Origin of the sequence: Citrobacter sp. Cpo089, from assembly GCF_030332695.1 — a bacterium.
Taxonomy (GTDB): domain Bacteria; phylum Pseudomonadota; class Gammaproteobacteria; order Enterobacterales; family Enterobacteriaceae; genus Citrobacter; species Citrobacter portucalensis.
Window position 1 is genome coordinate 55,876 of sequence record NZ_JAOWHJ010000068.1, and the last position, 22,209, is coordinate 78,084.

Here is a 22,209-nt window from a genome sequence, read left to right on the forward strand (position 1 = left end):
TTTTTCCTTAACGCAAATGGCATTGCTTTTATTTAGCCCAATCGTTTTATTTATAGATTTTTTGGCTTTTATAATTACGTATAGAAATAATTAAAATCAAAACAACCAATTGATATTATTAAAATAAATTTGGTGTATAACCGCTGGTCTGATGCCTCTCACTTATGAAAATAAGTAAGAAAGATAAACAGCGTAGTTCAGTTTTAAAAAATGCCAGCGGAATCCCCCTACTAAATTTAAGGGGTTCAATGATATTCAATCACAATGACTTAGGCATTTCTAAGCAATGTTACCTATGAATATCAGATATTTCGCCTCACCTTATCTTAAATATCTAAGCGTAGCAATTTCCCTTAAAAAATATTCCGCCATACTTTCATTGAGGTGAAAGCAGAGGGTCTTTACAGCAGATCATTTTGCGTAATCACGCAGTAGTCCCGACAAAAGCAGGGATTTTATGTATAATTGCGGCCTTTTTCGGCAATCTGCCATTTTTTGGGCGCATTTGCCCCTGCTGACTTTTGAGGAAATCCACATGTCATTACCACACTGCCCGCAATGCAACTCCGAATACACTTACGAAGATAACGGCATGTTCATCTGCCCGGAATGCGCTCACGAATGGAACGATGCTGAACCGGCGCAGGACAGCGACGAACTGATCGTTAAAGATGCCAACGGCAACCTGCTGGCTGACGGCGACAGCGTTACCGTCGTGAAAGATCTGAAAGTAAAAGGTAGCTCTTCCATGCTGAAGATCGGTACCAAAGTGAAAAACATTCGTCTGGTTGAAGGCGACCACAACATCGATTGCAAAATCGATGGCTTTGGCCCAATGAAGCTGAAATCTGAGTTTGTGAAAAAGAACTGATGCAATTTGCCTGATAGCGCGACGCTAATCAGGTCAACACCAGCTCTTCTGCCAGGCGGGAAGCTCATACTTCCCGCCTGGTTTATTTTTGCAGACGCTAACTACACTTAATTGGCTTCTTTTACCTGAGGTAAAGATTATGCCGTTAAGTCCCTATATCTCCTTTACAGGCAACTGCGCTGACGCTATCGCCTACTATCAAAAAACGTTAGGCGCTGAGCTACTCTACAAAATCAACTTCGGTGAAATGCCCAAATCGGCGCAGGATAGCGAAGATGGTTGCCCTTCAGGCATGAAATTCCCCGATACCGCCATCGCCCACGCCAACCTGCGCGTTGCGGGTAGTGACATCATGATGAGCGATAGCGCCCCGGACGGAAATGCTCACTACTCTGGCTTTACGCTGGTGCTCGACACGCAAAACGTCGATGAAGGCAAACGCTGGTTTGATAACCTGGCAGCAAACGGAAAAATCGAAATGGACTGGCAGGAAACCTTCTGGGCCCACGGTTTCGGTAAAGTGAGCGACCAGTATGGCGTGCCGTGGATGATCAACGTCGTCAAACAACAGCAACCCCCTACAGAGTAATCCAACGGGAGGCCAGCCCTCCCGTACTGTCATCAAATATCGCTCAACTCTTCATCGTCGAGTAACCATCCCTTAACGAAAACGTCACATTAATCCGCCACGATGGGGCCACTTTTTTAGGGAGGCCGCATCATGCAAACGATTATTCGCGTCGAGAAACTCTCCAAGTCCTTCAATCAACATCAGGCGCTCAATGCGGTTGATCTGAACATCTGTTCCGGTGAGATGGTGGCTCTGCTTGGGCCGTCTGGCTCCGGCAAATCCACCCTTTTACGTCATTTAAGCGGTTTGATCACCGGTGATAAATCCCCCGGTAGCCGCGTCGAGCTGCTGGGCCGCACCGTTCAACATGAAGGCCGCCTGGCGCGCGATATCCGCAAAAGCCGCGCCCACACCGGCTACATCTTCCAGCAGTTCAATCTGGTGAACCGCCTGACGGTGCTGGAGAACGTCCTGATTGGCGCGCTCGGCAGCACGCCATTCTGGCGTACCTGTTTTAGCTGGTTTAGCCAGGAACAAAAACAGCGTGCATTACAGGCGTTGACCCGCGTGGGCATGGCGCACTTTGCATACCAGCGCGTTTCCACGCTTTCGGGCGGTCAGCAGCAGCGTGTCGCAATCGCCCGCGCACTGATGCAGCAGGCCAAAGTGATCCTCGCCGACGAGCCGATAGCCTCGCTGGACCCGGAATCCGCCCGCATCGTGATGGACACCCTACGCGACATAAACCAGACCGACGGCATCACCGTGGTCGTCACGCTGCATCAGGTGGATTACGCCCTGCGCTACTGCGAACGCATCGTCGCGCTGCGCCAGGGCAACGTCTTCTTTGATGGCAGCAGCCAGCATTTTGATAACGATCGTTTTGACCATCTCTACCGCAGCATGAACCGCGTCGAACAGAACGCGCAGGCTGCCTGACATCCCCACAATGAGGAATGGAAATGAGTTATAGAACAATTGCCGCGCTGGCCTTCACCAGCATGTTTAGTCTCAGCACACTGCTCACCCCGGCCCATGCCGAAGAGCAAGAAAAAGCGCTGAACTTTGGCATTATTTCGACCGAATCACAGCAAAACCTGAAGCCGCAGTGGGAACCGTTCCTGAAGGACATGGAAAAATCACTGGGCGTGAAAGTGAACGCCTTCTTCGCCCCGGACTACGCCGGGATCATCCAGGGAATGCGCTTTAACAAAGTTGATATCGCCTGGTACGGCAATCTCTCGGCAATGGAAGCGGTGGATCGCGCTAACGGGCAAGTGTTTGCTCAGACCGTCGCCGCCGACGGATCCCCGGGTTACTGGAGCGTGTTGATCGTTAACAAAGACAGTCCGATCAATAACCTGAACGATCTGATCGCTAAACGTAAGGATCTGACCTTCGGCAACGGCGATCCTAACTCAACGTCAGGCTTCCTCGTCCCCGGTTACTACGTCTTCGCCAAAAACAACATCTCCGCCAGTGACTTCAAACGCACCGTTAACGCCGGACACGAAACCAACGCGCTGGCCGTCGCCAACAAGCAGGTCGATGTCGCCACCAACAACACCGAAAACCTCGACAAGCTGAAAACTTCCGCGCCGGAAAAACTGAAAGAGCTGAAGGTTATCTGGAAGTCACCGCTGATCCCGGGCGATCCGATCGTCTGGCGTAAAAACCTTTCCGAAACCACCAAGGACAAGGTGTACGACTTCTTTATGAATTACGGAAAAACACCGGAACAGAAAACCGTACTGGAACGCCTGGGATGGGCACCGTTCCGCGCCTCCAGCGATCTGCAACTGGTGCCGATTCGCCAGCTGGCGCTGTTTAAAGAGATGCAGGGTGTGAAGGACAACAAAGGGCTGAACGAGGAAGAGAAAACCAGCAAAACCTCGGTGCTGAAAGCGCAGCTCGATGACCTTGACCGTCTGACCGCCGCACTGGGCGCTATGACCAGCGTCACCAAAGCGGTGCAGTAACCCTGGTGCCCAAATTGTAGGCCTGATAAGCGCAGCGCCATCAGGCAATGCAAAGGATTACATGCCGGATGGCGGTGCCAGCACCTTATCCGGCCTACAACAGACCCGAAACATCGACACCCAGGAGCTAAACATGCAAACCATCACCGTCGCCCCGCCCAAACGTAGCTGGTTCTCGTTGCTGAGCTGGGCCATTCTTCTCGCCGTACTGGTAGTCTCGTGGAAAGGTGCCGAAATGGCTCCGCTCACGCTAATCCAGGATTCAGGCAATATGGCGACCTTCGCCGCCGACTTCTTCCCGCCGGACTTCAGCCAGTGGCAGGACTATCTCGGTGAAATGGCCGTCACTCTGCAAATTGCCGTCTGGGGTACCGCCCTCGCCGTTGTGCTGTCGATCCCCTTCGGCCTGATGTGCGCCGATAACCTGGTCCCGTGGTGGATTTACCAGCCGATGCGTCGCCTGATGGACGCCTGCCGCGCCATCAATGAAATGGTCTTCGCCATGCTGTTCGTGGTCGCCGTCGGGTTAGGCCCATTCGCCGGGGTGATGGCACTGTTTATCCACACTACCGGGGTACTCTCCAAGCTGCTTTCCGAAGCAGTAGAAGCTATTGAGCCAGGTCCGGTAGAAGGCATTCGCGCCACCGGTGCCAACAAAATTGAAGAGATTCTGTACGGCGTTCTGCCACAGGTCATGCCGCTGCTTATCTCCTACTCGCTGTATCGCTTTGAATCCAACGTTCGCTCGGCCACGGTGGTCGGAATGGTGGGTGCAGGCGGTATTGGCGTGACCTTATGGGAAGCGATTCGCGGCTTTCAGTTCCAGCAAACCTGCGCCCTGATGGTGTTAATCATCGTCACCGTCAGCCTGCTGGATTTTCTTTCCCAGCGTTTGCGTAAGCACTTTATCTGATTAGCGAGGCATTGATTGCTATGCACTTGTCTACACATCCGACCAGTTATCCAACGCGTTATCAGGAAATTGCCGCGAGACTTGAGCAGGAGCTACGTCAACATTATCGCTGCGGTGACTATCTGCCCGCCGAGCATCAGCTTGCCGCGCGCTACGAGGTAAACCGCCACACCCTGCGCCGCGCCATTGACCAGTTGGTTGAACGCGGTTGGGTTCAGCGTCGTCAGGGCGTCGGCGTGCTGGTGCTGATGCGCCCGTTCGATTACCCGCTTAATGCCCAGGCGCGCTTTAGTCAGAATCTGCTGGACCAGGGCAGCCATCCCACCAGCGAAAAACTGCTGGCGGTGCTGCGTCCGGCCTCCAGCCACATTGCCGATGCGCTCAGCATAAACGAGGGCGATAACGTGATTCACCTGCGCACCCTGCGCCGGGTTAACGGCATCGCACTGTGCCAGATCGACCACTATTTTTCCGACCTCTCGCTGTGGCCGCTGCTGCAAGGCTTCAACAGCGGTTCGCTGCATGACTACCTGCGCGAACAGTCCGGTCTGAGGCTGCTACGCACGCAAACGCGCATCAGCGCCCGCCGCGCGCAGGCCAAAGAGAGCAAGGTGCTGGAAATCCCCAATATGGCGCCGCTGCTGTGCGTGCGCACCCTGAACCACCGTGAAGGCGAAGAACACGCGGCGGAATACTCCGTCAGCCTGACCCGCGCCGACATGATCGAATTCACTATGGAGCACTGAATGCATTTCGATACCGCCACCCGCCAGCGCTGGATGCGCGCGCTGGCATACAGCAATGCCGATGCCCTGAACGCCCGCATCACCGCGCTCAAGCTGACGCCGGACTATGAACTTATCCGCGCTCCGGAAAGCGGACTGATGCAGATCCAGGCCCGTATGGGCGGTACCGGCAACCGCTTCTTTGCCGGTGACACCACCCTTACCCGCGCAGTGGTACGCCTGAAGAGCGGCACGCTGGGTTACAGCTACCTGCTGGGACGCAATAAACAACATGCCGAGCAGTGCGCGGTGATTGACGCACTGCTGCAGGAACAAACGCATTTCCAGAACCTAATGGAAACCTTAATTGCCCCGCTGGAAGCGGAACGCGATGCGCTGATTAACGCACGCCGTGCCGAAGTCAACGCCAGCCGGGTCGACTTCTTCACGCTGGTACGCGGAGATAACGCATGACTTTACAGACCGCTTTTAATTTACCCGTTCAGGATGCTCAGCAGAGCTTTCGTCGCCTGCTGAAAGCCATGAGCGAACCGGGCGTAATCGTCGCCCTGCATCAACTGAAACACGGCTGGCAGCCGCTGGGTCTGGCGACCACCAGCGTGCTGCTGACCCTGGTCGATGGCGACACGCCGGTCTGGCTGGCGCCGTCGATGGATAACGATATTGCCCGCCAGAACCTGCGTTTTCATACCAACGCGCCGCTGGTGGATCAGCCGCAGCTGGCGGCCTTTGCCGTCGCCGACGAGCGCATCAGCAGCGAACAGCTTAACGCCCTCTCCGCCGGTTCAGCCGTCGCGCCAGAGACCAGCGCCACGCTGATTGTGCAGGTCGCAGGCTTAAGCGGCGGACGTATGCTGCGTCTGACCGGTGCGGGCATTGCCGAAGAGCGCATGATCGCGCCACAGCTGCCGGAATGCCTGATTCACGAACTCACCGAACGCCCGCACCCGTTCCCACTGGGGGTCGATCTGATCCTCACCTGCGGCGAACGCCTGCTGGCTATTCCGCGAACCACCCATGTGGAGGTGTGCTGATGTACGTCGCCGTCAAAGGGGGCGAAAAGGCGATAGCCAACGCCCACGCCCTACAGGAAAACCGACGCCGGGGCGATGAGACCATTGCTGAACTGAGCGTGGCACAAATCGAACAGCAGATGAACCTGGCCGTTGACCGGGTGATGACCGAAGGCGGCATCGCCGACCGCGAACTGGCGGCGCTGGCGCTGAAGCAGGCCAGCGGTGATAACGTCGAAGCCATCTTCTTGCTCCGCGCCTACCGCACTACGCTGGCAAAAGTGGCGGTCAGTGAACCGGTTAACAGTGCAGAAATGCGCCTTGAGCGCCGAATCTCGGCGGTCTACAAAGATATTCCCGGCGGGCAACTGTTGGGACCAACCTATGATTACACCCATCGCCTGCTGGATTTTACCCTGCTGGCCAATGGCGAAACGCCGTCTCTGCGCAGCGCAGACGGCGCGCAGGATGCCTCCCCACACGTCTTTTCCCTTCTGGCCAACCAGGGACTGGCAAAGCGTGAAGAGGATGATGGCGCGACACCCGACGACATCACCCGCACGCCGCCGGTTTACCCCTGCTCACGTGCTTCACGTCTGCAACAGCTGATGCGCGGCGACGAAGGCTATCTGCTGGCGCTGGCCTACTCCACTCAGCGTGGTTACGGGCGCAACCACCCGTTTGCCGCCGAAATCCGCAGTGGCTATGTGGCACTGGAAACCGTACCAGAAGAGCTGGGATTTGCGGTGAACGTCGGCGAACTGCTGATGACCGAATGCGAAATGGTTAACGGGTTTGTCGCGCCAGAAAATGAATCCCCCCATTTTACCCGCGGCTACGGGCTGGTGTTCGGTATGAGCGAACGTAAAGCGATGGCGATGGCGCTGGTGGACCGCGCCCTACAGGCAGCCGAATACGATGAAACGGTCACAGGACCGGCGCAGGACGAAGAGTTCGTGCTGGCGCATGCGGATAACGTCGAGGCGGCGGGTTTTGTTTCGCACCTCAAACTTCCCCATTACGTCGATTTCCAGGCCGAACTGGAACTGCTCAAACGCCTGCAACAGGAGGCCACCCGTGACCACTAACCTCTCCGGCTACAACTTTGCCTATCTTGATGAGCAGACCAAACGCATGATCCGCCGCGCAATTCTGAAAGCGGTGGCAATCCCGGGTTACCAGGTCCCGTTTGGCGGACGTGAAATGCCGATGCCCTACGGCTGGGGAACCGGCGGTATTCAGCTTACCGCCAGCGTGATTGGCGAGCCGGACGTGCTGAAGGTGATTGACCAGGGCGCAGACGACACCACTAACGCCGTGTCGATTCGTAATTTCTTCAAGCGTGTGACCGGAGTGAATACCACTGAGCGTACGGAAGATGCAACGCTGATCCAGACCCGCCACCGCATCCCGGAAACACCGCTGGTGGAAGATCAGATAATCATCTTCCAGGTACCGATCCCTGAGCCGCTGCGCTTTATCGAACCGCGTGAAACGGAAACTCGCACCATGCACGCGCTGGAAGAGTACGGCATCATGCAGGTGAAACTGTATGAAGATATCGCCCGCTTCGGCCATATCGCCACCACTTACGCCTATCCGGTGAAGGTCAATGACCGCTACGTCATGGACCCGTCGCCCATCCCGAAATTCGACAATCCAAAGATGGACATGATGCCGGCCCTGCAACTGTTTGGCGCTGGCCGCGAAAAGCGTATCTATGCCGTTCCACCTTACACCCGCGTGGAAAGCCTCGATTTCGACGATCACCCGTTTACCGTGCAGAGCTGGGATGAGCCTTGTGCCATCTGCGGCTCAACCTACAGCTATCTCGATGAAGTGGTGCTCGATGACACCGGCAAACGCATGTTTGTCTGCTCCGACACCGACTACTGCCGCCAACAGAGCGAGGCCCTCAGCAAATGACGCAACCGCTGCTTTCAGTCAACAACCTGACCCATCTCTACGCGCCGGGCAAGGGCTTCAGCGATGTCTCTTTTGACCTGTGGCCAGGCGAAGTGCTGGGCATCGTCGGCGAGTCCGGTTCCGGCAAAACCACGCTGCTGAAATCGATCTCTTCACGGCTGACGCCGCAGAGCGGTGAGATTTTGTATCAGAACCGTTCGCTGTACGACATGAACGAGGCCGACCGTCGCCGTCTGCTGCGCACCGAATGGGGCGTGGTGCATCAGCATCCGCTGGATGGCCTGCGCCGTCAGGTCTCCGCAGGCGGCAATATCGGCGAACGCCTGATGGCCACCGGCGCGCGTCACTACGGCGACATCCGCGCCACCGCTCAGCGCTGGCTGGAGGAGGTAGAGATCCCTGCCTCGCGTATCGACGATCTGCCCACCACCTTTTCTGGCGGCATGCAGCAGCGCCTTCAGATTGCCCGCAACCTCGTCACCCATCCCAAACTGGTGTTTATGGACGAACCTACCGGCGGGCTGGACGTTTCCGTACAGGCCAAACTGCTGGACCTGCTGCGCGGCCTGGTGGTGGAACTGGATCTGGCGGTAGTTATTGTCACCCACGATTTGGGCGTCGCGCGCCTGCTGGCCGACCGTTTGCTGGTGATGAAGCAAGGTCAGGTGGTGGAAAGTGGGTTAACCGACCGCGTGCTCGACGACCCGCATCATCCGTATACCCAGTTGCTGGTGTCGTCGGTTTTGCAGAACTGATTTTTTGTTGTGCCGGATGGCGGCTATGCCTTATCCGGCCTACGGAACGGCATCGCTTGTGCCGGATGGCGGCTACGCCTTTTCCGGCCTACGGAGCGGCATCGCTTGTGCCGGATGGCGGCTATGCCTTATCCGGCCTACGGAGCGGCATCGCTTGTGCCGGATGGGGGCTACGCCTTATCCGGCCTACGGAACGGCATCGCTTGTGCCGGATGGCGGCTACGCCTTATCCGGCCTACGGAGCGGCATTGGTTGTAGGCCTGATAAGCGAAGCGCATCAGGCAATCGAACGCAAAAATGTCTAAAGAGGCTAAAAATGAACGCGATCCGCGTTGAAAATGTCAGTAAAACCTTTGTCCTGCATCAGCAAAACGGCGTGCGTCTACCGGTGCTGCAAAACGCCACTCTGGACGTTAAAAGCGGCGAATGCGTGGTGCTGCACGGTCACTCGGGCAGCGGCAAATCCACATTGCTACGTTCGCTGTACGCCAACTACCTGCCAGATGAAGGACGCATCCACATCCGCCACAGCGATGAATGGGTCGATCTGGTGCAGGCCCCGGCGCGCAAAGTACTGGAGGTTCGCCGTTCAACCATCGGCTGGGTGAGCCAGTTCCTGCGCGTGATCCCAAGGATTTCCGCACTGGATGTGGTGATGCAACCGCTGCTGGATCTGGGGGTCTCCCGTGAGGAGTGTGCAGCCAAAGCAGCTAACCTGCTTACCCGCCTGAACGTGCCGGAGCGGTTGTGGCACCTGGCGCCGTCGACCTTTTCCGGCGGCGAACAGCAGCGCGTCAACATCGCTCGCGGGTTTATCGTCGATTACCCAATTCTGCTACTTGATGAGCCTACCGCCTCGCTGGACGCCAAAAATAGCGCCGCCGTCGTCGCATTAATTGAAGAGGCGAAAGCCCGCGGCACAGCAATTGTCGGCATTTTTCACGATCAAACCGTGCGCGACCGCGTCGCGGATCGTCTGCATCTGATGGGAACAACAGCATGATTATCAATAATGTAAAGCTGGTGCTGGAAGATGAAGTGGTGCAAGGATCGCTGGAAATCGAGGGCGGGGTCATTCGCACCTTTGCAGAAAGTCCGAGCAGCCTACCTGAGGCGCTGGACGGCGAAGGCGGCTGGCTGCTACCAGGGCTTATCGAGCTGCATACCGATAATCTCGACAAATTTTTCACCCCGCGCCCAAAGGTAGACTGGCCTGCCCACTCGGCGATGAGCAGCCACGACGCGCTAATGGTCGCCAGCGGCATTACCACCGTACTGGACGCGGTGGCAATTGGCGATGTGCGCGACGGCGGCGACCGTCTGGAAAATCTGGAGAAGATGATCAATGCGGTCGAAGAGACGCAAAAGCGCGGGGTCAATCGCGCCGAGCATCGCCTGCACCTGCGCTGTGAGCTGCCGCATCACACTACCCTGCCGCTGTTTGAAAAACTAGTCAGCCGCGAGCCGGTAACGCTGGTGTCGCTGATGGATCACTCGCCAGGCCAGCGTCAGTTCGCCAATCGCGAGAAGTACCGCGAGTATTATCAAGGCAAGTATTCGCTCACCGACGAGCAGATGGCCCGCTATGAAGAAGAACAGTTAGCGCTGGCGGCGCGTTGGTCACAGCCCAATCGCACGGCGATTGCCCAGATGTGTCGTGAGCGCCAGATTGCGCTGGCGAGCCATGATGATGCCACCCATGATCATGTGCTGGAATCGCACCAGCTTGGCAGCGTGATCGCCGAATTTCCCACCACCTTCGAAGCGGCTGAAGCCTCGCGCCAGCATGGTATGAACGTGCTGATGGGCGCGCCCAACATCGTGCGCGGCGGTTCTCACTCCGGCAACGTAGCGGCGCATAAGCTGGCTGAGCTGGGGCTTTTGGATATTCTCTCCTCCGACTACTATCCCGCCAGCCTGCTCGATGCGGCGTTTCGCGTAGCGGACGACGACGCCAACCGTTTTACGCTGCCACAGGCCATTCGTCTGGTGACCCGCAATCCGGCACGGGCATTAAATCTCGACGATCGTGGCGTTGTTGCCGAAGGCAAACGCGCGGATCTGGTGCTGGCGCACCGCAAAGGCGGCAACATCCATATCGATCACGTCTGGCGTCAGGGCAAAAGGGTATTCTGACTATGGGTAAATTGATCTGGCTGATGGGGCCATCCGGCTCCGGTAAGGACAGTCTGCTGGCCGAACTCCGCCAGCAGGAACCGGCGCAACTGCTGGTGGCGCACCGTTACATCACCCGCGCCGCCAACGCCGGGAATGAAAATCATATTGCGCTGAGCGAACAAGAATTTTTTACCCGCGCCGGGCAGAACCTACTGGCGCTGAGCTGGCACGCCAATGGCTTCTACTACGGCGTTGGCGTGGAGATTGACCTCTGGCTACACGCCGGTTTTGATGTGGTGGTCAACGGCTCGCGCGCGCATCTGCCCCAGGCGCAGGCCCGTTACGGCACATCTTTACTCCCCATTTGCTTACAGGTTTCTCCGGCGATTCTACGCCAGCGCCTGCAGGCGCGTGGACGGGAGAGCGAAACGGAAATCGCCGCCCGCCTTGAACGCGCAGCCCGCTACGCCCCGTATGACTGCCACGTCCTGAACAACGATGGAAGTTTGCTACAGTCTGTCGATACACTACTCACACTGATGGGACGCAAGGAGAAGAAACATGTCTGTCTGTGAATTACGCCGCGCCACGCTATACGATACCGATGCGGTTTACGCGCTTGTCTGTGAGTTGAAGCAGGGCCAATTCGATCTGCAGGCCTTTAGCGCTGGCTACGCCGCAAATCTGCAAGATCCCAATATGCACTACCAGCTGGCGCTGCTCGACGGACAGGTCGTCGGCTTGATCGGCCTGCACCTGCAGTTTCATCTGCACCACGCCAACTGGATTGGCGAGATTCAGGAACTGGTGGTGATGCCACAGGCACGAGGGTTAAGGGTCGGCAGTCAGTTACTGACCTGGGCCGAAGCCACCGCGCGCGAAGCGGGCGCAGAAGTCACCGAACTTTCCACCAGCACCCAACGCCTTGACGCACACCGTTTTTACCAGCGTGAAGGCTATACCATGAGCCATTTTCGCTTCACCAAACCGTTGTAGGGGGAGCCATGAGTCTGACCATTACGCTGACGGGAACGGGCGGCGCACAGCTAGTGCCGACATTTGGCTGCGACTGCGCGGCCTGCCAACGAGCACGCTTACAGGCACAATACCGTCGACGCCCATGTAGCGGGGTGGTCAAGTTCAATAATGCGGTGACGCTGCTGGACGCGGGGATCCCGCATCTGATGGACGACTGGCCGGCGGGCAGCTTCCAGCAGTTTCTGCTGACCCATTATCATATGGATCATGTACAGGGATTGTTTCCGCTACGTTGGGGCGTGGGGACGACCATCCCGGTGTACGGTCCGCCGGATGAACAGGGTTGCGACGATCTGTTTAAGCATCCCGGCATCCTCGATTTTAGCCATACCGTGGCACCGTTCGTGGTGTTCGACCTGCAAGGATTGCAGGTAACACCGCTACCGCTCAACCATTCAAAGCTGACGTTTGGTTATCTGCTGGAGACCGCACATAGCCGCGTGGCGTGGCTCTCCGATACCGCCGGACTTCCCGACAAGACGTTGAAGTTTCTCCACAATAACCAGCCTCAGGTGATTATCATTGACTGCAGCCATGCCCCGCGCGCCGAGCCACCGCGCAATCATTGTGATTTAAACACCGTTATCGCATTGAACGACGTCATCCGCTGCCCACGAGTGATCCTGACGCACATCAGCCACCAGTTCGACCTGTGGATGATGGAAAATCAGCTTCCCGCTGGGTTTGAGGCAGGATATGACGGAATGGAGATTGTGCTGGATTAATTTCCCGGACAATAAGACTTGTTAACAGGTCTCTTAAATCCTATACTAAGACCAGTTAAATGGTCTTTAGGAGCGATTATGCCGCATATCATTTTAAGCGATACCACCGCCAGTGTGAGTGAGCTGAAAAAGAACCCGATGGCAACTGTTAACGCAGGGGATGGGTTTCCGGTCGCAATCCTGAACCGTAACCAACCCGCCTTTTATTGTGTGCCAGCAGAGCTTTACGAAAAAATGCTCGATGCACTGGATGACCAACAGCTGGTTAAATTAGTCCATGAACGAAGCCAACAACCCCTGGTGGATGTGGATCTGGACAGCTACTTATGAGTTATACGGTAAAGTTCAGGGAAGATGCGCTGAAAGAATGGCAAAAACTTGATAAAGCCATTCAGCAGCAATTTGCCAAAAAACTAAAGAAATGCTGTGAAAATCCACATGTCCCTTCAGCAAAGCTCAGGGGAATAAAAGATTGCTACAAAATCAAACTACGAACATCAGGGTTTCGTCTTGTTTATCAAGTCATTGACGACACCCTGGTCATCGCGGTCGTTGCCGTCGGTAAACGCGAGCGTAGTGAAGTCTATAACCTTGCCAGCGAAAGATTACGCTAACGATCGTAATCTTCTTCCATTCTGCGTTCTTCGTCTTCTAACTGACGCCGTTCTTGATCGAGCTGACGCTGACGGTCATCCAGTTGGCGACGTCGATCTTCAAACTGGCGGCGGCGATTGTCATATTGCCTGCGCCGGTCGTCACTCATCTGGCGCTGCCAGCTTTCATCACGGGAGTCATCATAATCCCGCCCGTTGTCCGGTTTGTATGCGTCGTTAATCGCCTGCTGAATATTACCAATGGCGTCATCGATAATATCCGCCTGTGCCGATACGGTGGTCAGCATTAGCAAACTAAAAAGAAGGAATGTCGCGGAGCGTTGCATAAAACCAGCCTCATCAAGAAACTCGCTCCACGGTAATCAAAGCGTATTTGCGCGGGTAGCGGAGGAATCTCAATTACGCGAATGCCGCAGCGCCTGCGCCAGCTCTCCCCGAGTAAAAGGCTTACGCAATAGCGCCACATCCGGCAACGCCGGGTTATGCGCCGGACGTAAATCCTGACCGCTTATCAGCAGGATGGACAACTGCGGATAATGTGCCTGAGCATGGTTAACCACATCCACGCCGCTTAAACCACCTGGCAGCATTAAGTCGCTGATAAAAATATCAATCTCGGATGAAGCCGCCAGCATATGCATCGCCTGTTCCCCGTTTGCGGCCTCTAACGTCAGGTAGCCCAGCAGGTGTAATTGCTCGCACAACGTCTGGCGTACATCGTCCTCATCCTCGAGCACCAACACCAGTTTTTCACTGCTGTTCGCCGCATGTACCGCCACCGGTTCTGCCTGAGCCTGCACTGGCACAACGGCGCGAGGCAGTTGTAGCCTGACCGTCGTTCCCTGCCCGGGAGCGCTTTCAATCTCCACCCGGCCACCGGACTGGCGCACAAAACCGTAGACCATCGACAGCCCCAGTCCGCTGCCGCTTCCGGTCTGTTTGGTGGTGAAAAACGGCTCGAAGACCTGGGCTTTCACCTCCTGTGACATCCCGCTTCCCTGGTCGGCAACCTCCAGCATCACCATATCCTGCTTGCGCCCATCGCTGCGCGTGACCCGCTGATTCCAGGTACGGATTTTAATCGTGCCCGCCTGCCCGTCCATGGCGTCACGGGCGTTCATCACCAGATTGATAATGGCGTTTTCCAGTTGGCTGACGTCAATCCACGCGGGCCAGGCGGGAGACTGGGCTTCAATCTCCAGCGTCAACGTGGCCGGAAGAGAGTGGCGCATCAGTTCGCCCAGATTTTCCAGCAGCGTTTTCAGCTCCACCGCATGAGGGTGCAACGACTGTTTGCGCGAAAAGGCCAGCAGTCGCTGGGTAAGCAGCGCCCCGCGCTCGGCGGCTTTTAGCGCCCGATTGACCCGTGGCGCATCGGGCGACTCCGGATTCACCAGATCCAGACTGCCAATAATAACCGCCAGCAGGTTATTGAAATCATGTGCTAATCCACCCGTCAGTTGCCCCACCGCCTTCAGCTTTTGGCTGTGCAACAGCGCTTCTTCCAGCCCCTGACGCTCGGTGCGATCGATTTCCATCTGACTGGTTTTTTCTTTTAGCAATCGGGTGGTGTGCTCCAGCGACGCCGTATTCCGGGCAAAGACGCTAAAGGCGCGGGCCAGCTCGCCTAACTCATCACGCCGCTGCAGGGCCGGGACGCTGACGTCTGATTCACCGTGCGCCAGCCGGGTCATCGCCCGTGAAATGGCCGTCAGGTTGGAGCCGAGATTACGGTAGATATACCATCCGGCAAAACCGGTGATCACCACCGCCAGCAGCGCAAACACTAAAATAAACAACGCGCCGGATTGCAGTTCCTGATGGCTTTGCGCCACCCGCTGCTCTGAGATCAGCGCCACCTGCGAGGCATACTGATTGATATCGCTGTTGAGGATCGCCACCAGCGCTTTGATATGAAACATATACCAGTTGATGGCCAAATCGCTCTGCTCCAGCGCGGAAGAGAGCGGCTCCAGCTTATGCAGCTCCTGGTTGAAGTCGTTGAGGATACCGCTAATCAGCGGACTAGCATGGCGCAAGGGAAGCGCAGGCATCACCGCATCCAGTTGTTTCACCACCGAACGCGGCGTGGGCGTGTCGATGGCGGCAACAATTAAGCGGTCCATCTGCCCCAGCAGCGCATCATCCTGCGCGCCGGTCAACTTTTGCAGATGACGTAAATAGCTTTGATTTTGATACAGCGAACTGAGCAACGCGTTACGCTCCAGGTGTCGCCGCTGCCCGCGCTGCAACATCCCTTCTACGCTGCTTTGTAGTTCATTACTGCGCTGGATAATACGCTCGACTAGCACCGGCTCTTGCTGCGCCAGCGGCGCGGTAGCCAGTTGTTCCAGCGACTGCTTCAGCGCCTTTTGCGTCTCCTGCAGCCGCTCCGCTTCCCCTTTGTATTCCAGCGCCCCGACCACCTGCGACAGCCGCACTGCCGCCGTCGCCACGTTCGCCGTATCGCGCGCCAGGTTCATGCTGCCGGTCATGTCGTCAACGGTTTGCTGCTGCACCTGCTCCTGAATCTGGCTTGCGTGCTGAAAACCCAGCACCGCCACGCCGCTCACCATCAGCGTGACCGCCACCACCAGCAGATTGAAGAACAGCAATCGTCCGCGCGCACTGGCGAAAAAGTGACGTCCCGGTTGCGGCATATCACGCTCCGTGAAGAAAAATCGCAATATGACAAATATGAACGGCTTCTGACATTTTGCATTTACATTCCTGTGATGGACTGCTGATATCGGCCACCCCACAGGAGATCCGCCATGAGCAGGACACCGGTTCTGGAGATGCGCAACATTGCTAAATCGTTTGGCAAATTTTACGCGCTGAAAGGGGTCGATTTAACGGTCTGGCCGGGCGAGATTCATGCCCTGATGGGCGAGAATGGCGCGGGGAAGAGTACCCTGATGAAGATCCTCGCAGGGGCCTATACCGCCACCAGCGGTGAGATCCTGATTGACGGTCAGCCGTTCCACATTCGCGGGCCAAAAGACGCGCTTAGCGCAGGCATCACGCTGATTTATCAGGAGATGCAGCTCGCGCCAAACCTGACAGTGGCAGAAAATATCTTTCTTGGCAGCGAGCTGTCGCGCGGCGGTCTGGTCCAGCGTAAAGAGATGGTCATGCAGTCGCAGAAAGTTATCGACCGACTCGGCGCCCAGTTTAAGGCCAGCGACCGCGTGATGACGTTGACCATCGCCGAACAGCAGCAGGTGGAAATTGCCCGTGCCCTGCACCGTAAAAGCCGCATTCTGGTAATGGATGAACCCACCGCCGCCCTCTCCTCACGTGAAACCCACCGCCTGTTTGAACTGATCATGCGCCTGCGCGATGAGGGGATGGCGATTATCTACATCAGCCACCGCATGGCGGAAGTGTACGAACTCTCGGACCGCGTCAGCGTCCTGCGCGACGGACAATATGTTGGCAGCCTGACCCGCGACAAGCTCAACGCCTCGGAGCTGGTGCGCATGATGGTGGGTCGTCCGTTAAGCGATCTGTTCAACAAAGAGCGCGACATTCCCTTAGGTAAAGCACGCCTCAATGTTCATCACCTGACCGACGGCCATAAAGTCCAGCCGTGCAGCTTGCTGGTACGCTCCGGGGAGATCGTCGGCCTGGCCGGGTTAGTCGGCGCCGGGCGTTCTGAACTGGCTCAGCTGATTTTTGGCGTGCGTAAAGCCATCGGCGGCATGATTGAAGTAGACGGTGAACCGGTAGTGATCCACTCCCCGCGAGAGGCGATTGACCACGGCATTGGCTTTCTGACGGAAAACCGCAAAGAGCAGGGATTATTTTTAGAGCTGGCAGCGGCAGAAAACATCACCATGGCAACGCTGGAGCGTGACGCCAACTGGGGCATGCTCGATCGCAAAAAGGCGCAGGCTATTTCCGATGACGCCATCAAGCTGCTCAACATCCGCGTGCCGCACGCACAGGTACGCGCGGGCGGGCTGTCTGGCGGAAATCAGCAAAAACTGCTGATTTCACGCTGGGTCGCGATCGGCCCACGTATTTTGATCCTCGATGAACCCACGCGCGGCGTGGATGTTGGCGCCAAAAGCGAGATCTACCGGATCATGAACGATATGGCGCGCAAAGGCGTAGCGATCCTGATGATCTCCAGCGAACTGCCGGAAGTCGTCGGCATGAGCGATCGCGTGTACGTCATGCGGGAAGGAAGCATTACCGGCGAGCTGAACGGACAAAGTATTACCCAGGAAAATATTATGACGCTGGCTACCGGCGTGAACGACTCCCACCATCAGGCGGTGCCCCATGAATAATCCAACCCCTCCCCAGCAGGTGGTGAAATCCGCCTCCGCAAAAAAAATGCTGATGAGCGATCTGATGCAAACGGTCGGCATCTTACCGATTCTCATCCTGATTGTGGCGGTATTTGGCTTTATCGCGCCTAACTTTTTTACCGAAAGCAACCTGCTGAATATAACCCGTCAGGCGTCGATCAACATCGTGCTGGCGGCTGGCATGACCTTCATTATTTTGACCGGCGGGATCGACCTCTCGGTTGGCTCGATTCTCGGCACCACCGCCGTCGCAGCCATGGTCGTTTCTCTTATTCCTGAGCTTGCCATGCTGTCAATTCCGGCGGCGCTGATGCTCGGCCTGGTGCTGGGATTATTTAACGGCGCGCTGGTCGCTTTTGCCGGACTACCGCCGTTTATCGTCACGCTTGGAACCTATACGGCGCTGCGCGGCGCGGCCTATCTGCTGGCCGACGGTACAACGGTGATTAACTCCAATATCAGCTTTGAGTGGATCGGTAACAACTATCTCGGCCCGGTTCCGTGGCTGGTGGTCATTGCGCTGGCGGTGGTGGTGGTGTGCTGGTTCATTCTGCGCCGCACCACGCTCGGCGTTCATATCTACGCGGTCGGCGGCAATATGCAGGCCGCACGTTTAACCGGGATCAAAGTGTGGCTGGTGCTGCTGTTCGTCTACGGCATGAGCGGTTTGCTCTCAGGTCTTGGCGGGGTGATGAGCGCCTCGCGGCTGTATAGCGCCAACGGCAACTTAGGTATGGGTTACGAGCTGGACGCCATCGCGGCGGTGATCCTCGGCGGCACCAGCTTTGTTGGCGGGATCGGCACCATCACCGGCACGCTGGTGGGGGCGTTGATAATCGCCACGCTCAATAACGGCATGACGCTAATGGGCGTCTCCTATTTCTGGCAACTGGTGATCAAAGGGGCGGTGATCATCATAGCGGTGCTAATCGACAAATACCGTACCCGACACCATCAAAGTGCATAGACAAGCTTACTGGCCTGCTCATTCGTAGGCCTGATAAGCGCAGCGCCATCAGGCGTATAACAACAATACCCTACGTGAGGAAACGAGTATGCGTTTGAAGCCATTAGTGACCGCGCTCTGTGCTGGCGCCCTGCTTGCTGCAGCTCCGTTTGTGCAGGCAAAAGAACTGAAATCGATTGGCGTTACGGTGGGCGATCTGGCCAACCCGTTCTTCGTGCAGATCACCAAAGGCGCGGAGCTGGAAGCACGCAAGCTGGCAGGTGATAGCGTTAAAGTAACGCTGGTTTCCAGCGGTTACGATTTGGGGCAACAGGTGTCGCAGATCGACAACTTTATTGCCGCCAAAGTCGACATGATTATCCTTAACGCCGCCGACTCCAAGGGCATCGGCCCGGCGGTAAAACGCGCGAAAGACGCCGGGATCGTGGTGGTTGCCGTTGACGTGGCAGCGGAAGGCGCAGACGCGACCATTACCTCCGATAACACCCAGGCAGGTGAAATGGCCTGTAAATACATTACCGACCGCCTGAAAGGCAAAGGCAACGTCGTCATCATCAACGGGCCGCCGGTTTCCGCCGTCCAGAACCGCGTGGAAGGCTGCCAGACTGAGTTTAAACGCCACCCTGACATCAAGGTGCTGTCGCATAACCAAAACGCCAAAGGCAGTCGCGAAGGCGGGCTGGAGATCATGACCGCGCTGCTGGCGGCGAATCCGAAGATCGACGGCGTATTCGCCATTAACGATCCGACGGCGATCGGTGCCGATCTGGCGGCAAAACAGGCGCAGCGTAGCGAATTCTTTATTGTCGGCGTAGATGGATCCCCGGACGGTGAAGAAGCGCTGAAGCGCGAAAACTCACTATTTGTGGCGACTCCGGCACAAGATCCGCAGGTGATGGCTGCCAAAGCGGTCGAAATCGGCTATGACATATTGCAGGGGAAACCCGCCCCGAAAGAACCCGTGCTGATCCCGGTGACGATGATCGATAAAAACAACGTCGGCAGTTATAAGGGTTGGACGGTGAAATAAATCCTGAACCGACTAAGGCTCCTGCCACAAAGAGAGTCAAAGAAGCAAGAGCGCCCGTCAGGGCGCTTACCTCATAAAAACTGAGAGTAATAAATATCCATTTCCTCTTCTATATTATGACTCAGTATAAAAGAAAAAATCATAACCGCCGTGTAAATAACCAGAATACCAATAACCAAAGGTGCAAACGTATACCAGGGGTGACTTTGGAACAGTTCTAGTGGTACGAGACTTACAAATCCCATACACCATAAAATAATTGCGCACAATTTTATGACTCTCCAATAATCATGGAAATCCAGCTTATCAAGTGCAGGCCAGCATCCTGGATATTTAGCAGCTATTATGCCGGATTGAATAGTATCTGCGGATGTACTGGCGAATAACTGATGGCCTTGACCATATTTTGCAGCATCCGCAGCCAACGCTAATACAACCCAGCGCTGAACCTCTGTGCTTTGCCCAGTGACGGCCTCCAGTTCATATCGACTATCGGCCAAAATGCTCGTTTTTGCGTTTTCTAACCCACTAAACAATACGAATTTTGACTGCTTATCCAGTGAGTTGAACCATAGTTTTTTAATTTTACTAACATCAACTTGCTGTGCAGAAAGATATGTACTTACGATTTCATCAAGATAGTAAGGGGTACTGTCCATCATGCGTAATAAATATAACGGTGTGTCTTTATCTTTAAGCAGTTGTGTATTGGTAAAAATAAAGGCATTAGCACTTTCAAAAAAATCAGCATTATTTTCATCATGCAATTCAACGGTAATAACCAGGTTATTTTCAGAAATATTTAAATCAACCCACTCATTTATTAAAAAATAATCAGGACATTTGTGAAGAATATTGATTTTTCCGACCTTACCTTTGGGGATGCTCAGACTTGCCAGCACCGCCTTGAAACTATTGCCGATAGTGTCATCCGCTTCCTTAACGTACAGCCAGGTAGTAAAAGGCCGATAATCCCTGACAAGAGAACATTTGAGGGGCTCTATCAACTGCCTTAGTACTTTATCAACTCTGGCGTCATCCATTGAGTCAACTTCAATATCAATGCGTAACGGCGTTGCAGAACCTTCTGGCGCTTCACCCTCTAGTTTCTGAATTTTTAATGCCAGTTCAGGCACCGGGAGAATGGATGAATAGTCTAAAAGAGGCAATGCCCGTATTGCCCAGTTTTTCCACTGGTTCATACCATACTGCTCAAGATAACCCGCATAGTAACATGGAAAAGATATAACACCGTAAGTGATTACCACCACACACCAGATTGCTAATACTATTAGCGACGGGATACCTATTGCATTCCATATCAGATCATCAGGAACTTTCTTGTCCTGCAACCAGCTGAATATATTGTACGTTATAAAAAACAGAAAGATAGCACAGCTAATGATCAGCATAATATTAAGCGGGAATTTTTCTGGTTCTTCATAGGGATTCTTGTTTGGTATCTTCCATTTCCTCATTTGCTTGTCCCCGCCGTTGGTAGTGTGGTTTTAATTGCACAACCACATGCGGCCCTACAGCCATCCACAACGACGCCTTTGCCGTCCATTGTCCAGGTTGGCTCAAAATCAAGTATTGGGAAGGTACTTTTGTGCAGAATACAAACCACAGTATCCCCCTGTAAAGCGACAGGAATTCCCATAAACTTGCTACCAGAAGCTTTATTGACATATCCGCCATTTTCCAGCGGATCGTTTAGCCTGATTACACCTTTCATATTATTTCCCTGTATCCATATCGCAGTGCATCCGGGTCCAGCCCTTATAGCCCACCACCTCCGGCTCTTTGTCCGGCAGGTTTTGATAGTTAGCCTTATAACCTTCCGTTAAATGGGCTAAAGATGCTTTCATAAATACCACCGTTCCCCACGCAGCACCTGGAAACTCAGGACTGGTATGGCCGTCCACATACTCGCCACCGGATTTATGCTTGCCAGGTCTGTAGAGATAATAGGTGTCATCAAAGTATTGATAGTCTATACCTGGACCACCCGGCGCCAGACGCGGGTCGTCAAAAGGGTATGAGCTCATATACAAATGTCCTTGTGCAGTGGAAATAAATGCCTGATTATTAACCACCACCACTCTTTTTATTTCTTTTCCTTCAGGATAGTCGCGCATAATACCGTCTGAGTTTCTCTCCAGCGCCGGGAAAGAAGCCATATATATTGCGAGCTGCCACGTTTGACCGTAATCTTTAGATATCTTGTAAGCATCTGGCTCCCATCGCGGTATCAGAATATACTTATCTGACGGGTGAATATATACTCCGGAAAATACCTGATACGTTGAATAAATGCCATTTACTAATTCTTTATGTATATTTCTCCTGGTATCATGATACCAAAGCGCACCTTCACAATCGAAACCTTTTAGTTCGAGATACCGGCTATCATCATAGCGATAAATAACTTGTGAGGGTGTTTTTTTCGTACAGCCAGCGATAGCACATAGCGAAATAGTTCCGATTATTATTTTTAACGCTCTTCCCTTATTCATAATTCATCCTTAAACATTAAGCGGTTTGGGCATATCCCATTGCAGATTATTTCCCTGCATCCATATCGCAGTGCATCCGGGTCCAGCCCTTATAGCCCACCACTTCCG

27 protein-coding genes are annotated in these 22,209 nt (G+C 54.9%); 22 read left to right on the forward strand and 5 right to left on the reverse strand.

The window, feature by feature from the left end:
• Positions 1-535: 535 nt before the first annotated feature.
• The 19 genes from OGX92_RS17815 (at position 536) to OGX92_RS17905 (ending at position 13,269) form a co-directional block, all read left to right on the forward strand.
• On the forward strand, positions 536-871 hold the full coding sequence (locus OGX92_RS17815) for a zinc ribbon domain-containing protein YjdM (RefSeq protein WP_003031835.1): 336 nt from the start codon (positions 536-538) through the stop codon (positions 869-871).
• Between the two features lie 139 nt (positions 872-1,010).
• The gene (gene yjdN / locus OGX92_RS17820) at positions 1,011-1,460 is read left to right on the forward strand and encodes a VOC family metalloprotein YjdN (protein WP_286586890.1); all 450 of its coding nucleotides are present in this window, start codon (positions 1,011-1,013) and stop codon (positions 1,458-1,460) included.
• 132 nt (positions 1,461-1,592) lie between these two features.
• Positions 1,593-2,381 (forward strand): phosphonate ABC transporter ATP-binding protein, encoded by a 789-nt coding sequence (phnC, locus tag OGX92_RS17825; RefSeq protein WP_003826726.1) that lies wholly within the window; start codon positions 1,593-1,595, stop codon positions 2,379-2,381.
• 23 nt (positions 2,382-2,404) lie between these two features.
• Complete coding sequence (phnD, locus tag OGX92_RS17830; RefSeq protein WP_003826724.1) at positions 2,405-3,421, forward strand: phosphonate ABC transporter substrate-binding protein; 1,017 nt, start codon at positions 2,405-2,407, stop codon at positions 3,419-3,421.
• Positions 3,422-3,554: 133 nt separating this feature from the next.
• Positions 3,555-4,334: a phosphonate ABC transporter, permease protein PhnE gene (phnE, locus tag OGX92_RS17835; protein ID WP_016155398.1), complete on the forward strand. Its 780-nt coding sequence runs from the start codon at positions 3,555-3,557 to the stop codon at positions 4,332-4,334.
• A gap of 20 nt (positions 4,335-4,354) precedes the next feature.
• Positions 4,355-5,080: a phosphonate metabolism transcriptional regulator PhnF gene (phnF, locus tag OGX92_RS17840; RefSeq protein ID WP_063941252.1), complete on the forward strand. Its 726-nt coding sequence runs from the start codon at positions 4,355-4,357 to the stop codon at positions 5,078-5,080.
• A complete protein-coding gene (gene phnG / locus OGX92_RS17845; RefSeq protein WP_008786958.1) occupies positions 5,081-5,533 on the forward strand; it encodes a phosphonate C-P lyase system protein PhnG in 453 nt (150 codons plus the stop codon).
• The gene (phnH, locus tag OGX92_RS17850) at positions 5,530-6,114 is read left to right on the forward strand and encodes a phosphonate C-P lyase system protein PhnH (protein ID WP_003826715.1); all 585 of its coding nucleotides are present in this window, start codon (positions 5,530-5,532) and stop codon (positions 6,112-6,114) included. Before phnG ends, phnH begins: the two co-directional genes overlap by 4 nt.
• Complete coding sequence (locus OGX92_RS17855; RefSeq protein ID WP_003826713.1) at positions 6,114-7,181, forward strand: carbon-phosphorus lyase complex subunit; 1,068 nt, start codon at positions 6,114-6,116, stop codon at positions 7,179-7,181. The genes phnH and OGX92_RS17855 overlap by 1 nt, the downstream gene beginning before the upstream one ends.
• A gap of 46 nt (positions 7,182-7,227) precedes the next feature.
• Positions 7,228-8,019, forward strand: coding sequence for an alpha-D-ribose 1-methylphosphonate 5-phosphate C-P-lyase PhnJ (gene phnJ, locus OGX92_RS17860; RefSeq protein WP_232079158.1), 792 nt, complete (start codon positions 7,228-7,230; stop codon positions 8,017-8,019).
• The gene (gene phnK, locus OGX92_RS17865; protein WP_126319494.1) at positions 8,016-8,774 is read left to right on the forward strand and encodes a phosphonate C-P lyase system protein PhnK; all 759 of its coding nucleotides are present in this window, start codon (positions 8,016-8,018) and stop codon (positions 8,772-8,774) included. The genes phnJ and phnK overlap by 4 nt, the downstream gene beginning before the upstream one ends.
• Before the next feature lie 65 nt (positions 8,775-8,839).
• Positions 8,840-9,079, forward strand: a complete 240-nt coding sequence (locus OGX92_RS17870; protein ID WP_286586891.1) for a hypothetical protein — start codon at positions 8,840-8,842, stop codon at positions 9,077-9,079.
• A gap of 11 nt (positions 9,080-9,090) precedes the next feature.
• Positions 9,091-9,777, forward strand: coding sequence for a phosphonate C-P lyase system protein PhnL (gene phnL, locus OGX92_RS17875; RefSeq protein WP_286586892.1), 687 nt, complete (start codon positions 9,091-9,093; stop codon positions 9,775-9,777).
• A complete protein-coding gene (phnM, locus tag OGX92_RS17880; RefSeq protein WP_126319496.1) occupies positions 9,774-10,910 on the forward strand; it encodes an alpha-D-ribose 1-methylphosphonate 5-triphosphate diphosphatase in 1,137 nt (378 codons plus the stop codon). The genes phnL and phnM overlap by 4 nt, the downstream gene beginning before the upstream one ends.
• Positions 10,911-10,912: 2 nt before the next feature.
• Positions 10,913-11,467 (forward strand): ribose 1,5-bisphosphokinase, encoded by a 555-nt coding sequence (gene phnN, locus OGX92_RS17885; RefSeq protein WP_008786953.1) that lies wholly within the window; start codon positions 10,913-10,915, stop codon positions 11,465-11,467.
• On the forward strand, positions 11,454-11,888 hold the full coding sequence (phnO, locus tag OGX92_RS17890) for an aminoalkylphosphonate N-acetyltransferase (protein ID WP_126957335.1): 435 nt from the start codon (positions 11,454-11,456) through the stop codon (positions 11,886-11,888). The genes phnN and phnO overlap by 14 nt, the downstream gene beginning before the upstream one ends.
• 8 nt (positions 11,889-11,896) lie before the next feature.
• A complete protein-coding gene (gene phnP, locus OGX92_RS17895) occupies positions 11,897-12,655 on the forward strand; it encodes a phosphonate metabolism protein PhnP (protein WP_284962490.1) in 759 nt (252 codons plus the stop codon).
• A gap of 78 nt (positions 12,656-12,733) precedes the next feature.
• Positions 12,734-12,985, forward strand: coding sequence for a type II toxin-antitoxin system Phd/YefM family antitoxin (locus OGX92_RS17900; protein ID WP_149281894.1), 252 nt, complete (start codon positions 12,734-12,736; stop codon positions 12,983-12,985).
• Positions 12,982-13,269: a type II toxin-antitoxin system RelE family toxin gene (locus OGX92_RS17905; protein WP_085049650.1), complete on the forward strand. Its 288-nt coding sequence runs from the start codon at positions 12,982-12,984 to the stop codon at positions 13,267-13,269. Before OGX92_RS17900 ends, OGX92_RS17905 begins: the two co-directional genes overlap by 4 nt.
• Here OGX92_RS17905 and yjdP read toward each other — a convergent pair.
• A complete protein-coding gene (gene yjdP, locus OGX92_RS17910; protein ID WP_003031807.1) occupies positions 13,266-13,595 on the reverse strand; it encodes a DDRRRQL repeat protein YjdP in 330 nt (109 codons plus the stop codon). The genes OGX92_RS17905 and yjdP overlap by 4 nt on opposite strands.
• Positions 13,596-13,664: 69 nt before the next feature.
• A complete protein-coding gene (locus OGX92_RS17915) occupies positions 13,665-15,929 on the reverse strand; it encodes a hybrid sensor histidine kinase/response regulator (RefSeq protein ID WP_267440986.1) in 2,265 nt (754 codons plus the stop codon).
• 114 nt (positions 15,930-16,043) lie between these two features.
• On the opposite strand from OGX92_RS17915, the gene OGX92_RS17920 reads away from it, so the two are divergent.
• The 3 genes from OGX92_RS17920 (at position 16,044) to OGX92_RS17930 (ending at position 19,585) form a co-directional block, all read left to right on the forward strand.
• Positions 16,044-17,567: a sugar ABC transporter ATP-binding protein gene (locus OGX92_RS17920; protein ID WP_286586893.1), complete on the forward strand. Its 1,524-nt coding sequence runs from the start codon at positions 16,044-16,046 to the stop codon at positions 17,565-17,567.
• The gene (locus OGX92_RS17925) at positions 17,560-18,555 is read left to right on the forward strand and encodes an ABC transporter permease subunit (protein WP_286586894.1); all 996 of its coding nucleotides are present in this window, start codon (positions 17,560-17,562) and stop codon (positions 18,553-18,555) included. The genes OGX92_RS17920 and OGX92_RS17925 overlap by 8 nt, the downstream gene beginning before the upstream one ends.
• An 88-nt stretch (positions 18,556-18,643) precedes the next feature.
• Positions 18,644-19,585 (forward strand): ABC transporter substrate-binding protein, encoded by a 942-nt coding sequence (locus tag OGX92_RS17930; protein ID WP_003826688.1) that lies wholly within the window; start codon positions 18,644-18,646, stop codon positions 19,583-19,585.
• Between the two features lie 71 nt (positions 19,586-19,656).
• Here the strand turns inward: OGX92_RS17930 and OGX92_RS17935 are convergent, their stop codons facing one another.
• From OGX92_RS17935 to OGX92_RS17945, 3 genes are read right to left on the reverse strand one after another with little or no spacing between them, the layout of a single operon-like run.
• Positions 19,657-21,063 (reverse strand): KPHS_23130 family T6SS system protein, encoded by a 1,407-nt coding sequence (locus OGX92_RS17935; protein ID WP_286586895.1) that lies wholly within the window; start codon positions 21,061-21,063, stop codon positions 19,657-19,659.
• Positions 21,060-21,320: a PAAR domain-containing protein gene (locus OGX92_RS17940; protein WP_286586896.1), complete on the reverse strand. Its 261-nt coding sequence runs from the start codon at positions 21,318-21,320 to the stop codon at positions 21,060-21,062. The genes OGX92_RS17935 and OGX92_RS17940 overlap by 4 nt, the downstream gene beginning before the upstream one ends.
• 1 nt (position 21,321) lies before the next feature.
• Positions 21,322-22,101: a T6SS immunity protein Tli3 family protein gene (locus tag OGX92_RS17945; protein WP_286586897.1), complete on the reverse strand. Its 780-nt coding sequence runs from the start codon at positions 22,099-22,101 to the stop codon at positions 21,322-21,324.
• Positions 22,102-22,209: the final 108 nt, after the last annotated feature.